Annotated in this window: 14 protein-coding genes and 1 riboswitch; of the genes, 3 read left to right on the forward strand and 11 right to left on the reverse strand. The window is 37.8% G+C overall.

The features are described from left to right. Positions 1-3: 3 nt before the first annotated feature. The 4 genes from ACH0AK_RS10805 to mgtA form a co-directional block, all read right to left on the reverse strand. Complete coding sequence (locus tag ACH0AK_RS10805) at positions 4-729, reverse strand: WxL domain-containing protein (protein WP_023520133.1); 726 nt, start codon at positions 727-729, stop codon at positions 4-6. Beyond that, positions 726-1109, reverse strand: coding sequence for an EF2685/EF0750 family sortase-dependent surface protein (locus ACH0AK_RS10810; protein WP_499796893.1), 384 nt, complete (start codon positions 1107-1109; stop codon positions 726-728). Before ACH0AK_RS10810 ends, ACH0AK_RS10805 begins: the two co-directional genes overlap by 4 nt. 31 nt (positions 1110-1140) lie before the next feature. Further along, complete coding sequence (locus tag ACH0AK_RS10815) at positions 1141-5985, reverse strand: WxL domain-containing protein (RefSeq protein WP_244062821.1); 4845 nt, start codon at positions 5983-5985, stop codon at positions 1141-1143. Between the two features lie 1387 nt (positions 5986-7372). Further along, positions 7373-10021 carry a magnesium-translocating P-type ATPase gene (gene mgtA / locus ACH0AK_RS10820; protein ID WP_023520136.1) on the reverse strand — a complete coding sequence of 883 codons (2649 nt, stop codon included), beginning with the start codon at positions 10019-10021 and terminating at the stop codon, positions 7373-7375. A gap of 343 nt (positions 10022-10364) precedes the next feature. After that, a riboswitch (M-box (ykoK) riboswitch) is annotated at positions 10365-10537 on the reverse strand. Positions 10538-10680: 143 nt separating this feature from the next. Here mgtA and ndk point away from each other — a divergent pair. Further along, entirely contained in the window at positions 10681-11115 is a 435-nt protein-coding gene (ndk, locus tag ACH0AK_RS10825) for a nucleoside-diphosphate kinase (RefSeq protein WP_010734714.1), read from the forward strand. 180 nt (positions 11116-11295) lie between these two features. Here ndk and ACH0AK_RS10830 read toward each other — a convergent pair whose 3' ends face one another. From ACH0AK_RS10830 to ACH0AK_RS10845, 4 genes are all read right to left on the reverse strand, one after another. Beyond that, positions 11296-12162: a helix-turn-helix domain-containing protein gene (locus ACH0AK_RS10830; RefSeq protein ID WP_224434171.1), complete on the reverse strand. Its 867-nt coding sequence runs from the start codon at positions 12160-12162 to the stop codon at positions 11296-11298. A 484-nt stretch (positions 12163-12646) separates the two neighbouring features. Then, positions 12647-14725 (reverse strand): LTA synthase family protein, encoded by a 2079-nt coding sequence (locus ACH0AK_RS10835; protein WP_499796894.1) that lies wholly within the window; start codon positions 14723-14725, stop codon positions 12647-12649. A gap of 312 nt (positions 14726-15037) precedes the next feature. After that, positions 15038-15586, reverse strand: a complete 549-nt coding sequence (locus ACH0AK_RS10840) for a hypothetical protein (protein WP_080674330.1) — start codon at positions 15584-15586, stop codon at positions 15038-15040. Between the two features lie 192 nt (positions 15587-15778). Continuing rightward, positions 15779-17173, reverse strand: coding sequence for a glycoside hydrolase family 1 protein (locus tag ACH0AK_RS10845; RefSeq protein WP_010734710.1), 1395 nt, complete (start codon positions 17171-17173; stop codon positions 15779-15781). 304 nt (positions 17174-17477) lie between these two features. Here ACH0AK_RS10845 and ACH0AK_RS10850 point away from each other — a divergent pair, with 304 nt between their 5' ends. Next, on the forward strand, positions 17478-17894 hold the full coding sequence (locus tag ACH0AK_RS10850) for a hypothetical protein (protein WP_023520141.1): 417 nt from the start codon (positions 17478-17480) through the stop codon (positions 17892-17894). Positions 17895-18246: 352 nt separating this feature from the next. Then, entirely contained in the window at positions 18247-18429 is a 183-nt protein-coding gene (locus tag ACH0AK_RS10855) for a hypothetical protein (protein ID WP_010734708.1), read from the forward strand. Between the two features lie 181 nt (positions 18430-18610). Here ACH0AK_RS10855 and ACH0AK_RS10860 read toward each other — a convergent pair whose 3' ends face one another. From ACH0AK_RS10860 to ACH0AK_RS10870, 3 genes are read right to left on the reverse strand one after another with little or no spacing between them, the layout of a single operon-like run. Next, complete coding sequence (locus ACH0AK_RS10860) at positions 18611-19327, reverse strand: deoxynucleoside kinase (RefSeq protein ID WP_010734707.1); 717 nt, start codon at positions 19325-19327, stop codon at positions 18611-18613. Positions 19328-19343: 16 nt separating this feature from the next. After that, positions 19344-19784, reverse strand: a complete 441-nt coding sequence (locus ACH0AK_RS10865; protein WP_010734706.1) for a nucleoside 2-deoxyribosyltransferase — start codon at positions 19782-19784, stop codon at positions 19344-19346. Next, positions 19784-20359 carry an LOG family protein gene (locus ACH0AK_RS10870; RefSeq protein WP_023520143.1) on the reverse strand — a complete coding sequence of 192 codons (576 nt, stop codon included), beginning with the start codon at positions 20357-20359 and terminating at the stop codon, positions 19784-19786. The genes ACH0AK_RS10865 and ACH0AK_RS10870 overlap by 1 nt, the downstream gene beginning before the upstream one ends. Between the last annotated feature and the right edge of the window lie 473 nt (positions 20360-20832).

Below are 20832 nucleotides of genomic sequence, written 5' to 3' on the forward strand. Positions count from 1 at the left end.
CTTTTATGGTGCTGGAGTAGATTTAAGGCTCCATGTCAATGTGGTGCTATACTCTTTCGCTAATTTGACCGTTTTACCTGGTACGTTAAGTTTTACAGCAGTTGCGCCTTGTGTGGCATCCGTACCAAATTTGTAGATCCAAGTTCCCATGCCTTTACCCGCGTCAGCAGTCATCAAGACTGATTCGCTTCCAGGAGTCAATGTGTTTTGTGTTACTAGATCTGGTTTGTATTGATCATCCATGATCGATGCACTTGCACCGTTACTTAAGGATAGTACTGCACCAGATAACTCTTCATCAGCATCAGTTTTGAATTGACTGTCTTGCTTGACAGATAAGCTCCATCCTTCTTGTGTTCCACGTTTGTCTGTTACTTGGACGTAGTTTGGTCCGTCTGTTCCATCTTTGAATGTTTGGATCTGTGCATAGTAGTCTTTTGTGACAGTAGTGATTTTTTGTTTCCCAAATTGGAAGCTTGAAGCAAAATCAATTGATAATGGTCCGTTCGTCCCTGGATTTGGTCCATTTGGATCAGTTGGATCTACTGGTTCTACCGGACTTGTTGGATCAGTTGGATCAACCGGGTTTGTTGGATCGGTATCTGCTTCAAATGCGATCACTCCATTTGTCTCATAGCTTGCAGTTTCATCCGCAGCAAATACTGTGCTTGTTCCTACTAGTGTACTAAATAAAATAATTCCAGCTGTTAACAACGTTGTCTTTTTCATTTTTCTCTTCTTCTCCTTTTTATAACAATAATTATCAATACGATCAAAAGAAGGAAACTTCCAATAATCGTAAATTGTTTACTTCTGTATTCTCCAGTTTTTGGTAACTGTTTGCTATCCCCTTGTATCGCCTCTTGCTGTTCCACAGTTGCTCCATTTTTTTCAGAGGACGTTTGATCCTCTTGAGTAGAGCTGGGGGAAGTTGGCTCACCCACCCCTTCTTCGGAACTGCTACTTCCTGCTTCAGGATATTCATAGGTGCCATAAAATCCTGTAACACCCTCACTTTTGAACGATTGCTCTTCATCGGCTAGACCAATTGGCGTTTGAGTAAAAAGAAGTTCTAACAACACAAGGATCTTCCACCTTTTTTTCTTCATCTTTCCCACCTATTCTCTATCGTCGTGTTTTCTATGGGTTACCAGGTGCTGCAACCAATGACCATGATAATGTTCCTTGATAACTTCCGACTTTTTGTTTTTCCGGAGGAACAGTTAACTTGATTCCTTTGTTGTTCGTTTGTCCCCACTCTTGATTGACAAGATATTCACCATTTGTCGTCAGTGTCTTCTCTTCCACGATCACTGCATTGGGGCCGAGTACGGTATTCTTTGTACCGTCTGTAAATGAAAGTGTATTAGAAAGTTGGGTTGTCCCCGAAGTCAAAGGTTGTTTTTCAGTGACTGTCAATTGCCAACTATCCCGTTCAGAACCTCTTGTATCTTTCACGATCAAATCACCTTCGATCAATGGCCAATACGTTTGAGTCGTTGTCTTAACTTTTTGTGTCTCGAAATTCATCGTATTTGGTACTTCTTTAAGCTCTAATGTCCCTGTAATTGCTACATTGATTGTTTTTTCAGTTGTTATTCCATTTAGTTGATAGCTATACGTCGTTGAAACATTTTTTAAAACTTCCGCTTCTGTCGCATTCTTGATTGCTGAAAACGTTGCGTCTGTCAACGTTGGTACTTGATTCGCACTGCCATCGGCTAAGATCACTTGTGCCAGTGTTCGTTGATTCAACTCTTGTTGAGACGTCAACCCATTGGCATCAGATAAACTCATCCGAACATCTTTTGCATAGACTGCAAAACTGCGATCCGTCGAAATCGTTGCTTCATTTTTTACAACAATCAAGTTTGCTTGTTGTTCCTTTTCATTCCCTGTCGTACCGACTTTGTAATCAATGACATGTTTTCTGGAAACTTCATCTGCAGCTAGTGGTTGCTTGATCTCGTCCATCACATCAGCGGTGATCGAATCCGTAAAGAATGGACGTCCCTTCGCCTCCATCAATGTTAAAATCGATTGTTTATCGACTAAATCTTGTGCTTCTTTTTCAGAAATGATCACATTTTTAGCAGAAAGCTCAGCTGCATTCGAATACTTCACTTTGACTTCATAACTGTATTCGCTATCTGGCGATTGCCAATCGATCGTTGAAGAATCCTTTTGTTCAGCAATCGTTGTCGGGGTATCTCCTTTTTTTGAACTGATGATTTCTGCTTGGTACAACCATGAACCAGTTGTTTGTGTTTCTGGTTCAAAGCTTAATTTTGGTGTGATACCTTTTCCTGATGGAATCACCAAGCGCCCTTTTTGAACTTTTGTACCTGCAGTTTCTGTTCCCCATGCATTCAAGACTAATGGCGCATTTCCTTCTTTCACTTCACTGACGTCATGAAAAATACTTCCTTTGCCTTGAGCGATCCCAGGATTTTCTACTTCATAATCGATAACTGAACCAGGTATGGCGATACCATAACCACTACCGGATTTTGAGACATCGTTATCTCCGATGAAGCTTTTCCCAGTTGCTTTTTCAGTTCCTCTGAAATTCAAAGGTGTTAGCTTTGTTGCATTGGCAATCGTTGGATTGATTGTCAAAACTTGATAGGCTTTATTTGCACCGAACCATGTACCGGTACTATCTACTTGCGTTGCTGAATCTCCAGTAGTTGACTTGATCCAGACTAATTCATCTTTTGCAGGATCAGGAAACTCGACATCTGAAATATTCACTTTTCCTGTTCCAGGAATCGTTTCTAAAGTGGCTTCATCCTCTATAGTTAACTTAGCTGCTGAAATTAAGTTACTAGAAGTTGAAACGCCGATCCCAGCATTTTTTGACAGATGGATGTCCCCAAATGAATGATAGGTTGTTGCATGATTGGCAGCAGTCGCAGATAAACCATTTTTGATATTTCCGCCATTTGCCATTAATTTCAATCCGTTTGTTACATTTAATTCGGTGAAATTGACGATGCCTAGTCCAGTAAGATTGATTGGATCAGTTTGATAGTTGTTTGTACCATCGACATTCTCACCAAAATTGAACACGACTTTGTTTGTACTAGCACTAGCGATCGTATTCGTAAAGTTATCACTGGCTGAACCACCGGATAAACCGTTGATGCTGACCGCTCCTTGAACATTAGCAGTAACATTACGCAAAATTTTCCCACTGCTGATATTGGAATACTGTGTAGCATACAGATTACCAATACTAGAACCCTCCGCTTGGATATTCATCTGGATCGAGCCATTTTTGGTGTACGCAGCATTACTACCACCATCCCCATAAATGCTCGCACCATTTAATGAATCCACACCTGGTTTGGTAAAGATATTCAACGTAATCGTATTGTCTGCAGATGTCCCCAAATTCGTGTTTTGTCCATATGGTCGTCCACCTGTGATATACGTATTACCTGGCAACTTGAATTCACCGTCATAGTTTCGTAAATCGATGAGTAAACTAGCATTTCCAAGTAGTGACCCATAGTTTGTGATACCACCAGAAAAGCCATTAGAACCAGTTCGTGGAGTACCAGAGAAGTTCCCACCATAGATGCGATTATCTGAATTTCCAGTGACAGTATGTCCACCACTTGCGCCATAGGATGCACCCATTGAAGCATTAATGACGCCTTCATAAACGGTCACTCCTACGTTTCCGACAATTTTTTTGTCATCCCATCCGCCACCAGATAAGAACCAGTCTACTTGACCATCATTGACGATGGTTTGTCCGTTACCATACACACGTGTACCTGCATAGCCTGTACCTTCTAACGTATCAGCGATTCCACCATTTAATATGTTTGAGCTATTTCCTTCAATAACCCCTGAATAAGAACCACCATAAGTCCATCGCGCTACAGTATTATTTAATACTGTTTGTGTATCTCCTTTAATATAGATGTCCCATGTATCATTTGAAGCAGGATAACCACCTCCACCTACAACGTCCCAACCAGAAGCTTCCCCACGATTTTTCTTCGTGGTCGAATAGGCTAAATCGGTTGGCATTGATCCGGAATAGGCAAAGCCAGCTCCGCCGATTGAACCATCTGCATTAGCCGTTCCAACTTCAATCGTTGTGTTACCTTCGATGTAGCCACCGCGACCTGCTGCTGTTGTCCAAATTGCACCATTATTGAATGAACCACTGACTAATTTTGAGGTGATGTTACCGAAGACTTTGAACTCTGCTGCAGCTTTGGCTAAATCCGCTCTTTGTTGTGGTGTATACGCATCATAGGTTGTTTCATTTGATGCCCCAATCCCACTTTTATTGAATTTAACCACGTTATTGCCGGCGCCCCCATTGAAGTCATTGATTCCACCGGCAGATGGGGTTCCTGCTTTGACCGTATTCGTGATATTCCCAGTGACCGTACCGGTATAACGATTGCCGCCTTCAAATTCTGCCCGTCCAGCACTGTATAAACTACTATCCAAATTTGTTTCGATTCCGTCAGTTGAACGATTGGTTCCGATATTTCCTCGAGAGGACCCACCGATGAATCGTTCCCCTGCGCCGTACCAACGACCATAACCTGAAATGTTATTGGTTACTTTTCCACCAATATTCCCGTAGATGACACCACCATAAAAGGTACTTAATTGAAACCCTGTTGCACTATTTGTAATCCCGATAGTTGTAGATACAGTGCCCGTAACATTTGCTGTATTGGTCGCACTGGTTCCATTTCCACCACCGTACAAATTCGTGATTCGTCCACCCGCATTATTGATAATCGTAGAGACGTTTCCATCAACGGTACCAATATTAGCTCCTCCTGCTAATGTATTGATTCCCCCATTATTCGTATTGTTGATAACGATACTCGTATTCCCTTTCAGCGTGCCGCCATTTTGATTACCACCAAAGATATTCCATGTATAAGAACCTGTCGTATTGATGGTGATTACCGGATTCCCTACGACATCTCCTGAATTGCTTCCACCATAGATTGAAATACCATTACCGTTTGCTCCCCCATTCAAATTCAAGCTGTGTCCATTCATATAGAAGTAAGAGCCGGTATAGCTAATATTTCGTAAAGTAATCGTTGAACCAAAGTAAGCATTCGCAGTAAAAGCAAGTGTTTTTGCACCAGATGGTACCGTTAAATCTTGTGTGATTGGATCATCTGAATGGCCAGTGATCACTAGTTTATTTACTTTATCTTTTAATGAGGCAAACGTAGCATTAGTTGCATCGACCGTACTTGGAATATTGTTAGCGACTGTTGCAGCTGTTAATGTGACGTTTGATCCAATATACATGACGTAATCTTGCATATTGCCCGCATGATACAAATCATTTAATGCCGCTTTTACTCCGGCATCTGATGCAGCATATGTCTGGTAAGCTTGCGTGCTATCTGTGGGATTTGGTACAACAAGTACTTTCGTCTTATCCGCGGTAGCAATCGTATCTTTGATCGAAGCATCTGTACTTCTCAAAGAGCGGAACGCCTGTTGTTTAAATACTGCTTTTAATTGTAGATCCTTCGTCACTGTTAATTGGCTGATTTCTTCATTCGTATAGAGTTTGCCTTCAACTTCCCAACCGTTCAATTGTTGATCATCCGCAAAACTCGGGATATCATTACTTGCTAATTTTTCGTTTTCCTTCACTGTCAGTTCTTTAACTTCCGCTCCTGATTCGAATAAATGAGTGCTATCTGTCATAAAAGTTAAAGTAAAGTGTTTTTCTTCAGTCGTCGATTCTTGTGTCTGCGCCTCTGACTGTTTCACCTCCTCTTTTACTGATTCTGTTGTCTGTGTGACTGTCTCTTCACTTTGCATGGTTTGATCAATCGACTCTTCTGTTTGAGTTGTGGGTGATAGAGTGACTGAGTCATTTTCAGCATCCACTGCCTGCACGACGGTTGACAATGGAGAAGTTATTCCTGAAAAAAGAAGCATTGCGGCAACACACATAACAATATTTTTTTTCATCTTATCTTCCCTTCTGCTTCATACAACAAAATTAACTTATTGATAATTATTATTGCTTGCTTGATTCTTTTTGTATTGTATAATGTTAAATCCAGTTATTTTTAAAAAAAATTTCTTTATTACTGAAAAACGATTATTTTTTTTCAGAGCATTTTATTTGACTTTAAAAAATAACAAGCTATTTCAAAAAAATTCAATTGAAAGTAAAAAAGCTGTTATATCAACGTTAATCATGTGTCGCTAATTCGCTTTATCACCCATTTTCTGCTTATTTAATTTTCTACCATGAAAAACGAATGAAATTTTCATGAATTATATTATAGTAAAGAACCAGTCATTTTTTTAAACGGCTATTTTTCCGAGTGCGTTTTGTTGTTTTTTTATTTCGAGTTTTGCATTATAATCTTATTTTTTTGTTTATACTCATCGAATGACCATGCGTAATCCCTTCAAAAATGAATACATTCTATTCCCAAACACCATTTTTCATAAATAAGCCATCATTCATAAAAATTTGTAAAATACAATTTTTCATGAATGATGGCTTATTTGTTTGAACACTTATGTTCCGACCTTAAAGGATCAATTTTAGACTCCACTATTTTCGACTCAAACCTCTGTAACAAAAATTTTATCTACCTGTCTCAACATTATTAGCTACCGATCTAAACAAACAGCTATTTTTATAAACGATAGCGCAACTATTCGTGACCGTAACCCCAACTACACTCACTTATCATTAGTTATTCGCTTAAATCTACTTAGAGTAACTACGACAATATATCATTCCCGCTTCTATTGAAGCCACGATTCCCAGCATACTCTTATGATCGTATTTCCCAAGAGTATTTCCCCGTCGGATTGCTTCAATTGATCCATTCTTCGCCCCCTTATCCCGTTGCGAGTCAAGAAGTGAGACAAATGATCCATTTGATTCAATGTTTGATCGAACTGCTATATCAATGGTTTATCGTTATCTAGTTTTTCTAAAAATCAAGCATTTTGAGTCTTACTTGAATCATAGATTTTCTTTATCCAACATAACAATAGCTGGCAACGGGTAATAATAGATTGCTTTTAAACAATCGCTCGAACACATTGTATAACGCTTGTTTCCGTTATATTTAAATATAATTTATTCTTTTTTGAAAAATTATTTAAATATAACTTACGCGAGTACTTGACTTTTTTAGTAGCGCAGAAAAAAAATAGATTAGGTATTTAAAATACCTAATCTATCAGCGTTTTACTATTGATGGAACGATGCAGCGATTCGCTAAAATTTTATAGAATAAGCGAACCATTTAAATGAAGTTTATTTTTTTATTGAAATCTTACCTGAAGGATGCTCAAATTCCCCGTACGAAAGTGCAGAAAAGATTTTCTTTTACAATAGTTCTCCAAATTTATTGATATAGATTTTTTTCATGAATGTAACTAATCCTAAATAAGCGATAACAGTCACGATCAACCAAATCCAATAGTTAGCTGGTAATGGTAACAATCCTAGTCCTTCACCAAAATTAGTAAAAGGAAGAACAGAACCTACCAGAATACCTAATGTTGTAATTGAAAACATAATAAAAGTGGCATTACTTTGCAAGAAAGGCACTTTAGGTGTCCGTAACGCATGTAACACTAAGGTTTGCGTCCATAAAGATTCAACAAACCAACCAGCATGGAACAATGCGATAAATAGAACTTGTTGTGAGCCAGTCAATGTATGGTAACTTCCACCAACCACTGCTGGACAAATCACAAAGTACATCAATAGATAGGTCGTGATGTCAAAAACGGAACTCGTTGGTCCGAAGTACACCATAAATTTGCCAATACTTGATGCTTCCCATTTTTTTGGTTCATGCAAATATTCTTTATCCATTCTATCCCATGGCAAAGAGATACAAGATACATCATAAATCAAATTTAAGAATAAAATTTGTAACGGTAGCATAGGTAAAAATGGAAGGAATGTACTAGCTACTAAGACAGAAAACATGTTGCCAAAGTTTGAACTAGCTGTCGCTTTGATGTATTTCATAATATTGCCGAAAGTCTCTCTACCTGACAATAATCCTTTTTCTAAAATCATCAAATCTTTTTCTAACAAGATAACATCCGCTGATTCTTTTGCAATATCTACTGCTGTATCTACTGAAATACCGATATCTGCGACTTTCATTGCTGGTGCGTCGTTGATACCATCGCCTAAAAAACCTACTGTGTGACCATTGTTACGTAAGGCAGTGGTTAATCGTGCTTTTTGTTGCGGATTCAATTTGACAAAGACATCATGTGCCTCAGCAACTTTTCCTAATTCCTTATCAGACATCTCAGCGATTTTCTCGCCAGTGATCAATTCATTGATTTGTAAGCCTACTTGTCGACAAACAGAACGTGTGACCAACTCGTTGTCACCAGTCAATACTTTTACAGCAACACCATGATCTTTCAAAGCTTTCAATGCTTGTTTGGTTGTTTCTTTTGGTGGATCAAGGAAAGCAAGATAGCCAATCAAGACCATTTCTGACTCATCTTTCACTGAAAATTCTCCAACGACACTTGGATTCGTTTTTTGCGCGACACCGATCACACGCAACCCATCTTCATTCAAGTCCTTCACTTTCGCCAAAACTGTTTCTCTTTGTTCAGCAGTCAATGGTTTGACTTCACCACCAAGGTCGATGTATGAAGAGATACTTAACATTTCTTCGATTGCACCCTTTGTGATCATTTGCGTTTTTCCAGCTGGGTCAGCCACCACGACACTCATTCTTCTACGTTCAAAATCAAAGGGGATTTCATCTACTTTTTGATAACGAATCTTCTCTGTATCTAACGTCTCAACTGCTTCATCGATAATGGCAACATCTAAAAGATTCTTTAATCCAGTTTGGTAGTAACTATTCAAGTAGGCGTGGCGCAGTACTCGGTCATTTTCATTTCCTTCACAATCCATGTGGTATTCTAAAATAATTTTATCTTGAGTCAATGTACCTGTTTTATCTGTACAAAGGACATCGATCGCACCAAAATTTTGAATGGCATTTAGATTTTTGATGACTGTTCCTTTTTTTGCCATAGCACTGGCACCTTTGACCAGATTTGTCGTAACGATCATCGGTAGCATTTCTGGTGTTAACCCAACAGCGACTGATAAACCAAACAAGAATGCTTCTAACCAGTCTCCTTTTGTAAATCCATTGATCACGATCACAGTTGGTGCCATCAATGCCATGAATTTGATCAACAACATGGATGTTTTTTGGATGCCTAATTCAAAGCTTGTTTTTATCGGTTTTTGTGATAAGTTTTGTGCCACATGTCCAAACATCGTGTCGTTCCCAACAGAGATGATGATACCTTCTGCACTACCACTGATCACATTGCTTCCCATGAATGCAATATTTTCATAACTCGTTTCGCTTTGTGTTCTTCCAGAGCACACAGTCGCATGTTTCTCAACGGGATAGCTTTCACCCGTTAATGCCGCTTGTGAGATAAATAAATCTTTAGCAGAAAGCAACCGCATGTCTGCTGGGATCATATCTCCCGCTGACAAACGAACTTGATCGCCACAAACAATTTCCTCCATAGGAATTTCTTTGTATTCACCATCTCGTTTTACGGCAGCTGTTACTTTCACCAATGATTTCAACTTTTCAGCAGCTTGGTTCGAACGTACGGATTGGATCAAGGTCATCGTGCCACTGACTAACACCATGGCAAAAATTATGATTACACCAAACAAATCTTTATCTGCTGGAGCAGCTAATAGATACTCGGTGATAAAAGAAATAATTCCTAAAGCAATCAATACTAATGTGAAAGGGGTGATAAACGCCTTGATCACTTCTACAATAAACGGCGTTTTCTTTCCATATGAAATACTATTATTTCCATAAGTTTCTCTTAAATTTTCTACTTGTTCTGAAGACAAGCCTTTTTGTGTTGTTTGAAATAAGTCAAATAACTGTTGCTTATTTTTACTAGCAAAACCAGCGTAGACTTTTTTTGTTTCTTTCTTTTTTTCCATCTCGTGTTCCTCCTTTGATCTTATCAAGCACACACTGATATCTGTTGTGCGCTTGATCGTTTATCTAATCAACGGAGACAGAGTGTTCTAAAGGCGCTGAGAACAGATAGATAATAGTCTCAACATACCAACGCTTTGTCTCCTTGTACACCGGACTTTCATCCATTTGTTCTCATCTCCTTTCGTTTACTTAAATTACTTTCTTGGCCGACTACTGGATACTTCAACTTCCCAACTTGATCACCCTCTAACACCTTTTTATTTGAAAAAACAGATTGGTGAGAAACAAAAAACCTTTCGCCAAAACTCAGCGAAAGGTCAAAAAAGTGCACAAAAAAAAGCATGGATGATCTACTCGTTGAGTTTTGGCACTATACAACGTAAAAAGCAAAAGCGCTTTTAGCTACCTTATGAAAAGCCTTATCTCGACAATTCCTGTTCTACCCATTGGCGTCTCTCGACATTTTTGGGCAGTAGCCTATGTTTGTATAGGAGCCTCACCTAACAAATCTTATTCAGTTTTCCCTCACCTAATGTAACAACTATTGGCTGGAATGTCAAACACATTTTCAAAAAAATTGAAACTCTAAGGGATTCGTTTGTCATGTTTTCTTTCTCTAGGTATAATGAACCTATCACAACAGATCGGAGTGAAGGATATGGAACGTACACTTGTTATTATCAAACCTGATGGGGTAAGACGTCATTTGATTGGCCGAATCATCCAGCGTTTTGAAGAAAAAGGATTCGCAATCGCTGAAATGAAATTCGCGACGATGACTGAAAAACTAGCAAAAGAACACTATCAACATCTATCTAATCGAAGCTTTTTCGATGACTTGATCGACTATATGACTTCTGGTCCAGTCGTCTATCTGGTATTAACAGGTGAAGATGTGATCGATCTCGTACGCAAAATGGTCGGTGCAACAAAAGCAGCGGATGCCGTTCCTGGGACGATCAGAGGCGATTTTGCCTTACCTGGTACAGAAAATATCATTCACGCTTCGGATTCACGAGATGCAGCCAATACTGAGATCACACGTTTCTTTCCGCCATTCGATACAAAGAAAGTAGAAGATGCGAAAAAATAAATTTTTTGCTCACTGACTTTTTGAGTGCATAAATTTTTGATCATCTTATTGATATGCCAGTCCTTCTGTTAGAGGTCATGCTCCACACGTTTAGTGAGAGGATTGACTCAATACTAGAGGGACTGGTTTTCCTTTTGTATTAAGTCAAATGCCCACTAAATAGCCGCTTTCAGCAAATCTCTAGCGTTGTGCTTGGATAGACAATAGTTTTTCTTCTAATTCATCTCGCTCTTCTTTGCCTAAGGTATACTCGATCACTGCAAATAATGACTCAAACTCCTCTTTTTTGATGGGTTCCCCTAATGCGGTGGCGATCAATCGACGATAATAATCGGACATCAAATTCTCGTAAATGACTGCTGTCTTTGATTTCAAACCTAAACAACGATACATATCTTCATTGATGCTTCGTGCTTTTTTATATCTTTTTTTGTCGATATAATAGATAGTCAAATTCTTTAAAAAAAGAAACAAACACTGATCATAACCTGACTTCATTGCTTTACGCATTCGTTTTTTAATTTTCAAATAATTGTTTTCGATAAAGGAATCGCTGAAAATAAAGGGGAACTCTGCTAATAAGTCTAGTTCATATCGACCAAATTCTTTCAGTTTCATAAAGTAATCTTCGATCATTCGTATCTCATATCCCAAAAATTCCAATTGGATATCTGGCTTCACACTTGATTTCCAATACATATGTATATTCAGTACGAGATAGTAAAGATCAGCCGTTCGCTTAAATTGCTTGCGATTGTCGGCAATTTCTTTGTAGGGATCAAAATCATCCTCCTGAACTTTATTCAAAAGATTACGTGTTTTTCTCGTTTTCCGTGGTTCTTCCACTTGATTTCGTAGCGATTCGTATTCAGTAAGTGTGATATTCAACCGATCAAGAAATGCCATCAGTGTTAAAAAAGAAATTTTTTTGATCGTACGATTCTCGATCCCCACAAGCGAAGTTTTTGAACATATCCCTTCTGCCAATTGTGACTGTGTCAACTTGCGACTTACCCGTAATTTTTTGATCAATTCTCCATCGTGCATAATACGCCTCCTTTAGTGTGTGCATTTTCCAATAAGATCCTCTTCGTCAGAACAACAACCGAAAAAGAGAAATAACTATCGAAATATTTATTGCATTCACTAATTAAGTACGCATAAATAAAAAAAATATTTGAAGAACAATAAAAAAACTTCTAAAAAGTGAAATTACAACTTTTTAGAAGTTTAGTAAGGTTGTGAAAGAAGCGCTTTGACCTGAACAGTAAGATGAAAAGGCAGAAAATAGTACCTCATATTTTTTGATTTTTCTGTTTAGTGTTGAAGGTCAGCTACTTGAACACCGTTGATCCAGGTTGTGAGAAAGCCGTTCAGCTCCGAATATTAAGACGAAACTTGAGGAAATAGCTTTCTATATTTTTTCAAGTTTTGACTTAATATTGAAGGAGCTGGCTTTCGAACACCGTTTATCATAGGTTGTGAAAGAAGCCTTCAGATAGCTTACTCCTTCACCGACATCTAGCCATGTCTATGGTTTGTCCGCCGATCCATCCTCTGCAGGGTATAGATTGGTTGTTGTTTGATCATGATTTTTAGAATAGACACTTGTTGAGGCTGCACCTTTTTCTTTTTCAATTTGTTGGTTCCGTTGCACTTGATTCTTATAGTCATACTTTGCAGGATCGATCGTCGTAAATCCATTTGGCACATAGAATCGCAAAAGATTTTCTTGATTGAGTTTATCAGAAAGACTCAAAGCTGTTTTTACCTGATTTTGTTCTTGTGCGACTTTTTGTTCCGCTGCTTGGTTTTCTTCAAGTAATGCCCCTGTTTTCGTATCATAGATTTTTCCACCTAATACGGTGTAATCCGGCGCGACAAAATTCCCATTTCTGAATGCCACGACTTGATCATGTTGAGGTGAAAGTAAATCTGTACCAAAATGGATATAATTTTTGTCCTCGATTCCTAATAAATGGAGTAAAGTTGGTAAAACATCGATTTCACCACCATACTCATGTTTGACTGTTCCTTTTGTATAACCTGGAATATGGAACATCAGCGGTACTCTTTGCATCTGCGCATTATCAAAATCGCCCCATGTTTCTGGATCTTTTCCTAGTGCTGAAGCAAGGTCTTTATTGTCCGTATTTGAGATACCAAAATGATCCCCGTAAATCACGAACATCGAATGGTCATAAATCCCAGAAGCTTTCAAATAAGTAAAGAACTGTTTGAGCGACTGATCTAAATAATGGGCCGTTCGCACATAATTATCAACGGTACTATTTCCTGTATTTAACGAAGGAAAATCAAAGTTTTTGTCATCTGTATAATAAGGGGTGTGATTCGTGACAGAAAGAAACTTCGCATAAAATGGTTGTTGCAAATGTTCGAGATAGTTTGCGGATTCTCGAAATAGATTTTTATCTAAAATACCATAGCCAAGCATCTCATCTGAATCATCGAAATATGAGCGATCAAAGAAATTATCATACCCTAGATTTTTGTATACATGATCACGATTCCAGAAACTACCGACATTTCCATGAAAAACCGCACTGGTATAGCCTTGTGTCTGATCCAAGATGGCTGGAGCAGCTTGGAACACATTATCTGAACCTAATTCTGTAAACAACGAACCTTGGGGTAACCCAAACGTCCCGGTTTCCAACATGTTCTCAGCATCACTGGTTTTCCCTTGTCCAACTTCATGGAAAAAGTTATCAAAACTGATTGTTCCCTGATCGGTAAAGAGACTATTTAAAAAAGGAGTGACTTCTTGTCCATCTACTTTCATATTGATCAAAAATTGTTGAAAACTTTCCAAATGCAATACGATCACATTTCTTCCTTTTGCAAGTCCAAACATCTCTGGATCAGGAACAGCGTAATGAGATTTGGTGTAATCGAGGACTTCATCTAAGCCATTGCTGCTTGCATGCGCTCTGACACTGCTAGTGATCCCTGTTTTTATCCCATCATAAATCGTATAGGCATCAAGTCCAAGATATTTGACAATATAAGAACGATCGAATGTCCTTTGCAATAATTGAGGGCGATTCGCTTCACTCATTGCCAGATTGCCAGAAAAGATCAACGCAGACAAACAAGTCACCGCAACCGCCACTGGCTTACGCACAGGGAGTGCTTTCAATGGTACTTTTTTTATAAATACGCGAATCAGCAGAAAAGCAAAGACGGCGATATCGATCCAATAAAGGATATCATGAGGCTTCATCAAAGAAAAAGAGCTACCAGACAATCCCTGGGAAACCTTGGAGAAACCTAGTGCTGATTTAACGGTAATGAAATCTGTGAACTCACGATAGAAAATAATATTCAAATATAGCAATAACGTGTTTAAAAAATCGATGATAAATAAAACGATCAAACTTGTTCTGACTTTCTTAAAATACAAAGAAATCCCAAAAAACAATAGCGTTGTCGCTATTGGATTGATCCATAAAATAAACGTTTGGATGCTTCCTTCTACGCCTAAAGAAAAATCAGTATAGTAGGCAAAAATCGTTTTCATCCAAAAGAAAAAGCCAGCAATCAAAACGATGAGTACTTGATGTTGGCCAATTTTTTTTAGTTGTGTCAAAGTCACCACTTCTCTCTAAATTATTGTTCCTGTCTATTTTGCTCCTAAACATTTAGTTTTTGCTAAAAAAATCTGTTTTTTTACTCTTTTTTATAAATTAATAACTGGTGTTCTATCGTTGCTTTTCTGCTTTCCGGAAAGTAACTGCTTCGAAAATAAGGCGGAATCTAGGCTAATTGTCTTAATTTGCCTAGATTCCGCCTTATTGATCAGAGCTGAACATTTCTTGCCCCAACTCTTCAACTAGCTGATCTCAATATTTTTATGTTAGAAAATTTGAACTTTTTTCACTTGTTTATGCGCTTGTTGCTGTTACGGTCCAGTTACTACACTAGAATTAGTCGTATTGGACGTCTCTTCGGATGAAGAGGTGGTGGTTTCAGTTATTTCTTGGATTTCTTCTGTCGTCTTCCGCCATTCAGTCAAGCGTTGATTGACCATCTCTGGGTCTACTTTTTCAGAATAACTAGAAGATACCTTTCCATTTTTTAACCGTGCGACTTTCTGTTTATCTTCGGTCAAAAGCAGCACGCTCAAGTGCTTGTCCCCGTGTTGGACTTGCCTGATTGAAATGGCACTTAATACATCATTGACATTGATGAATTGATTTTTTTCCTTGTCTTTTGGCAGATAAATCTCTAATTCTCCCTTTTCATAGTTCGCTACAACTTCGTAGTCCGCCCACCAATAGGTTGAAAATTCTTTTTTGAATTCATCTACTGAAGCTTTATTTGCAATGGTTGTTTCTGGTTCTTTGTGCGCAAGATCAGCGGTCATTTTACCAGAAAATACTGCGGATAACATAAGTATTATAAAAAAGCCAATTAACCAAAAGAGAAGAAAAGGCCTTTTTTTTCGCATACCTTCTTCCACTCCCATTCAAATTTACCTAATCTATTATATACAAAAAATGAAACTTTAAGCGAAGAAATTAAAGAAAAAAATAAAAAATAACGCATATCGATGATGTAGGAAAGTGAAAATCCCGAGATCATTGTGAATCTCGGGATCATTTTTTAAATTAAAAAATTTCAAAAAAGAACAAATTTCTAATCAAACAGAAAAACTATTTGTATCAGCTACTTCTTTGAACCAGTAGCCAGATTTTTTGATCGTCCGTTTGCCATCAGCTAGATCGACTGAAATAAAGCCATAGCGATTTTTATACGCATTCGTCCATGACCAGTTATCCATACACGTCCACATGTGATAGCCTAAGCAGTTCGCACCTTCTTCGATTGCTTGATGCACATATTTTAAGTGTTCTTGGACAAATTCGATGCGATAATCATCATGGATCATTCCGTCAGCTTCAATAAAGCGGGCTTCATTTTCAACACCCATACCGTTTTCTGAGATAAAACAGTCGATGTTGCCGTAGTTGTCTCGAACATTGATCAAGATATCGTAAATACCTTTTTCATAAATCTCCCACCCACGATAAGGATTCATTTTACGTCCTGGCATTTCATAGTTATCAAAGTAATCTTCGGGCATTGGGCCATTTGTTGTATCGATTGCTGTTTCTTTAGCTTTGACACGGCGTGGCTGATAATAATTGATTCCTAAAAGATCCACCGTATTATTTTTGATAATTGCTAGATCTTCTTCCTGCATGTCCGGAAGAATCTCTAGCTCAGTTACGATCTCGATCAATTCTTGTGGAAATTCTCCTTTAACAGCGGGATCTAAAAATGAGCGATTGAAAAAGGCATCGGCGATTTGCGCAGCTTTCACATCGGCAGGATCGTTCTCATTTCTTGGATAACTAGGTGTTAAATTTAAGATGATCCCGATTTTACCGTCTTGTTTTGTTTCATGATAGGCTTTGATAGCTAACGCAGAAGATAATGCCTCGTGATAGCCAACTTGAACTGCTTTTTTCATATCCGACTCTTCAGGATAATGCCAACGATATAAATAACCAGCTTCGACAGGAACGATTGGTTCATTATGCGTGAACCATTTTTTTACCTTCGTTCCAAATAATTCAAAACAAGTTTTGGCATACGTTTCATAAGCTTCGACAGTTTCACGGGCGAACCAACCACCTTTTTCTTGAAGGTACATCGGCATATCGAAATGATACAAGTTAACAAATGGCTCAATACCATGTGCAATCAGTTCATCAAAATAACTATTATAAAATGCGACTGCTTGGGGATTGACTGCACCTGTATCATCTGGAATCAAGCGACTCCATTGAATAGATGTCCGAAATGAATTATGTCCGGTTTGTTTCATCAACTGAACGTCTTCTTTATATTTTGTATAGACTTGCGACGCTTTTTCCGGACCGACTTGATCAAAGAATTTTTCTGGCTCTTTGGAAAACCAATAATCGAAAATATTGTCTCCTTTATGATCGCCAGGTACCCGACCTTCTGTTTGTGGTCCACTTGCTGCAGAACCCCACCAAAATTTTTCTGGAAATTGATATGTTGTCATTTTTGCACCTCGTTGATTCTTTTCATTTATGTTTTTTTATGTCGCACATCTCAATACAGCAAACGTTTTCTCCGCTTACAACCATTATTATAAACCGTTTCCTCCAAAAAGACTAGACCAATTAGGATAAATAATAAAATCGAACCAATAAGACTAAAAATGTTTACTTTACTTCCCAGCAAACTTCTCCTGGAACCACTCTAAAACATCAATCGCTTCAAAAACTTACTTTTTGTAGCCATTTATTTCATGTTGCTGGATTCAATGGTATAATCACTTTATCCAATCTACTGGGGGCATTATTTTGAAAAAAACATTGATTTACTTTACGTTGATTTTTGCCTTATTCGCTTTTTCTGGCTGTAATCAATCAAATCACTCAACGGAAGAAACAACGAATACGACCACTTTTCAGGCGGATAAATCTGATATAACAAATAGCACCTATACACTGAAGGTCCGAAAAAACATGGACCTTGCCAATGCAGAGATCAAATTTAAAGACGACACGATGGAATGGACACGAACATATGCTGAGTCTGAAACTGATACAGCAAGCACGTCTCCAGAGAAAATCGTGTTAACCGATGTCAAGATCACAACTGAAAATGAGGAGTATACGATCGTTGGTAAAAAAGACGGTTCGACTCAGACTTTTCATTTTAGAAAAATCGGTAATTTTCGTATAGAAGATGATGAAGGTAATATCTATACGTTATAGTTTGAGTGCATAACATAAAAGTAGCAGTCGAGACAGAAATGTTTCATCTCGAAAAATAAGGCGTCATCCACGAAAATTGTTTTCCTAATTTTTGTGGATGGTGCCTTATTTTTCGAAGCGGTTACTGCTATTTCGACGTTTATTCAGTTTTAAAATATGCTTTCCCACTCATGTTTCTTTTCATTAGATCGTGCATCTTTTAGCCGTTTTTCACTATGAAAGCTCACAATGATGAGTCAATTTTCTGATACATGCTCATCACTAAAAATTCTAAGTTTTCTTAATTAATTTTGTTTCTATCCTGTGTTTCTGCTATAGTAAAGAAGCACTTGATATACTAAGGAGAAAGAATATGCAGACAGCAAATACTCAAGATTACTGTACCTGTACGACGAATCAAAATGTACACACAGAGATCAACGACCAAGGAAGAGCCAATTTTTGTGACCATTGCCATAAAATGATCGAGGGTTCGAATCAACCTTTTGAGTTTTTTACAAGCCGAGAAGAGTCGAACAAAGAAACAAATAGTTAAAAATACAAAAAAAGAGCGCGGAACAGAAATGTTTAGTCTCTAAAAATAAGGCGACAACTACAAAAATCATTCTTCCACTTTTTGTAGTTGTTGCCTTATTTTTTTAAGAGAGAACTTCTATCTCCATCGTTTATTCAGTTACAGGTTGAAAACAATCAGTGAATTTTGCTTTTGTCTCGCCTTACATAGCACCAGACGAATCTAATTGCTGCCCTTTAGCATGTTGATTGTCAGTATAATAACTTCCAGACTGCTGTTCTTCTAATTCAGCCAATTTTGCTTGAATCTGCTCAATCACGACTTGTGCATCTTCAGGTCTTTCAACAAAATCAAAGGCATCACCATCTATTTGGATTTTTGGACAAACATCAAAGTCTTCGTACCATTGATCATATCGTTCATTTAACGAGCGGTAATACTGATAGAGCGTTTCATCACTATCCAATTGTTCATAGTCTCGTCCACGTTTTTTGATTCGTGCCAACATCGTATCAAGAGAGACTTTGATATGCACGAGTAGATCGGGTCTTTTTTTAGGTGCAACATCATCTAATTCATGAAGCATCGTATCTAAGAGGTTATCGTATTGTTGGACTTCAATATCTGACACACGACCTAAATCAGCATTTAGATGAAACAATAAACTGTCTTCATAAATTGAACGGTCCAATACGTTATCATCATGGTTCAGTGCATTTTTCATAGCTAAAAATCGTTTATTCAAAAAAAAGATTTGTAATAAAAACGCATATTGCTCTGGATTAGAGTAAAACAAAGGTAGTACCTCGTTGTCCTCTACATTTTCATAAAATGGTGTTGAATCAATCTTTTTGGCAAGCATATCGGTCAAACTACTCTTTCCTGCGCCAATTGTTCCTGAAATCAATATCACTGACATCTAATCCCTTCTCATTCTATAAATATTCGCCTTTATAAGCACTTTTGGGTAACATCTTAAAATCATATGCTTGGATCGCTTCGAACGTTTTTACATATGAATGTAAACTTTGGGTGATCATCAAATTAGTAGGTACCGTTTCTTCTTGAAAAATGATGATCGGTTTGTCCATCATCGTGGCGACGCCTAATTCATAGGCAGTGCCAGGATCGATCGTCTGATGTTCAAAGTCTAGGATTGCTACAACTTGTTCTGCCGAGGCAAGTTCTTTCATGTCTCTCTCGTAGACTTCTTGCGCCCATCCGCTACTAAACATCTCATAATTACTGTGTTGATGGTGTCTTGGTGAGTAGAAACTATCCACCGTTGGATTGGCAGTCAATGCCGTTTCAACCTGAGCAATCCGCTCGATTTGTTCATCTGAAAAGAAAGGTCCTGCTAAATAAATATAACTCATTATTTAATCTCCTGCATCATTGATTTCGTTTGTTTTTCTGTTGCACATAATTGATCGATCAGCTCAAAAGGATCATTTGAAAAATAAAGATGATTGAGCCATTTCTCAGCCATAAATCCTTCTCTTGCAAAATTCCTAATCAATTCTTTCAATCCTGAATAATACCCATGAACATCAAGGATACCAATTGGTTTTTCTGGTACCAAGCCGATCGCCATCCAGGAGAGTAGCTGCGAAAATTCTTCAAGTGTACCTAGTCCTCCAGGAAAAACCAGCACTGCTTCCCCTTTTTCGAATAATAGTTCCTTACGTTTATCGATCGTTTCTGTTGGTATAAACGTCGTCACATCTGTTTTTGGTAATTCTTCAGAAAACAGCCCGACTGGATAAATACCTGTTACTTGTCCGCCATTTTGTAAGATCGTGCGACTAAAAACACCCATGATACCCGAATCTGAGCCACCATAAACCAATTCAATTTGTTTTTCTGCCATATATTTTCCAATCGTTTCAGCTAACAGAATATACTTCTGATCTTGTCCAAAACGTGAACCACAAAAAATAGTCAACTTCAAAAAAAACACATCCTTACTAATCGATCTACCTTTATTCTACTCTTGTTTTTTTAAAATAAAAGACTAGATTTAGTTGTATTTTAGTGTTATGCAAAATAAAAAACACTATATATAGTGTTTTGTCTTAGGATAGCATTTCAATAGATTATGTTTTAATACTATTTTTTAAATAACTAAAAACTAAAAAAACGTATGGTCTTACTTTGTGATATTCTCTTTCTTTCGACTTTCTTGCGAATAACATTTGACTTCTGTTGAAGAAAGAAATCTATTTTATTTCTTTTGTTATTTTTATTTGTATCGATCAACAAATTCTCAATGGCTGATCCGTTAGAAGATAGAAAACAGTCAAAACATGGCTGAGGTCAGTACGCATGACTTGCCTTGATCATTGATAAGGGTTCGGAAAAAGCGATAAACGATGTTGTGGATCATTACTTATTCTTTCGATCTTACTTCTGATCAATCGTCCT

The organism is Enterococcus pernyi, from assembly GCF_045371165.1.
GTDB lineage: Bacteria > Bacillota > Bacilli > Lactobacillales > Enterococcaceae > Enterococcus_B > Enterococcus_B pernyi.

Bases quoted from the DNA above. Each gene is read 5' to 3' on its own strand.
- ACH0AK_RS10805 (WP_023520133.1), bottom strand. From the start codon at position 729: ATGAAAAAGACAACGTTGTTAACAGCTGGAATTATTTTATTTAGTACA.
- ACH0AK_RS10810 (WP_499796893.1), bottom strand. From the start codon at position 1,109: ATGAAGAAAAAAAGGTGGAAGATCCTTGTGTTGTTAGAACTTCTTTTT.
- ACH0AK_RS10815 (WP_244062821.1), bottom strand. From the start codon at position 5,985: ATGAAAAAAAATATTGTTATGTGTGTTGCCGCAATGCTTCTTTTTTCA.
- mgtA (WP_023520136.1), bottom strand. From the start codon at position 10,021: ATGGAAAAAAAGAAAGAAACAAAAAAAGTCTACGCTGGTTTTGCTAGT.
- ndk (WP_010734714.1), top strand. From the start codon at position 10,681: ATGGAACGTACACTTGTTATTATCAAACCTGATGGGGTAAGACGTCAT.
- ACH0AK_RS10830 (WP_224434171.1), bottom strand. From the start codon at position 12,162: ATGCACGATGGAGAATTGATCAAAAAATTACGGGTAAGTCGCAAGTTG.
- ACH0AK_RS10840 (WP_080674330.1), bottom strand. From the start codon at position 15,586: ATGCGAAAAAAAAGGCCTTTTCTTCTCTTTTGGTTAATTGGCTTTTTT.
- ACH0AK_RS10845 (WP_010734710.1), bottom strand. From the start codon at position 17,173: ATGACAACATATCAATTTCCAGAAAAATTTTGGTGGGGTTCTGCAGCA.
- ACH0AK_RS10855 (WP_010734708.1), top strand. From the start codon at position 18,247: ATGCAGACAGCAAATACTCAAGATTACTGTACCTGTACGACGAATCAA.
- ACH0AK_RS10860 (WP_010734707.1), bottom strand. From the start codon at position 19,327: ATGTCAGTGATATTGATTTCAGGAACAATTGGCGCAGGAAAGAGTAGT.
- ACH0AK_RS10865 (WP_010734706.1), bottom strand. From the start codon at position 19,784: ATGAGTTATATTTATTTAGCAGGACCTTTCTTTTCAGATGAACAAATC.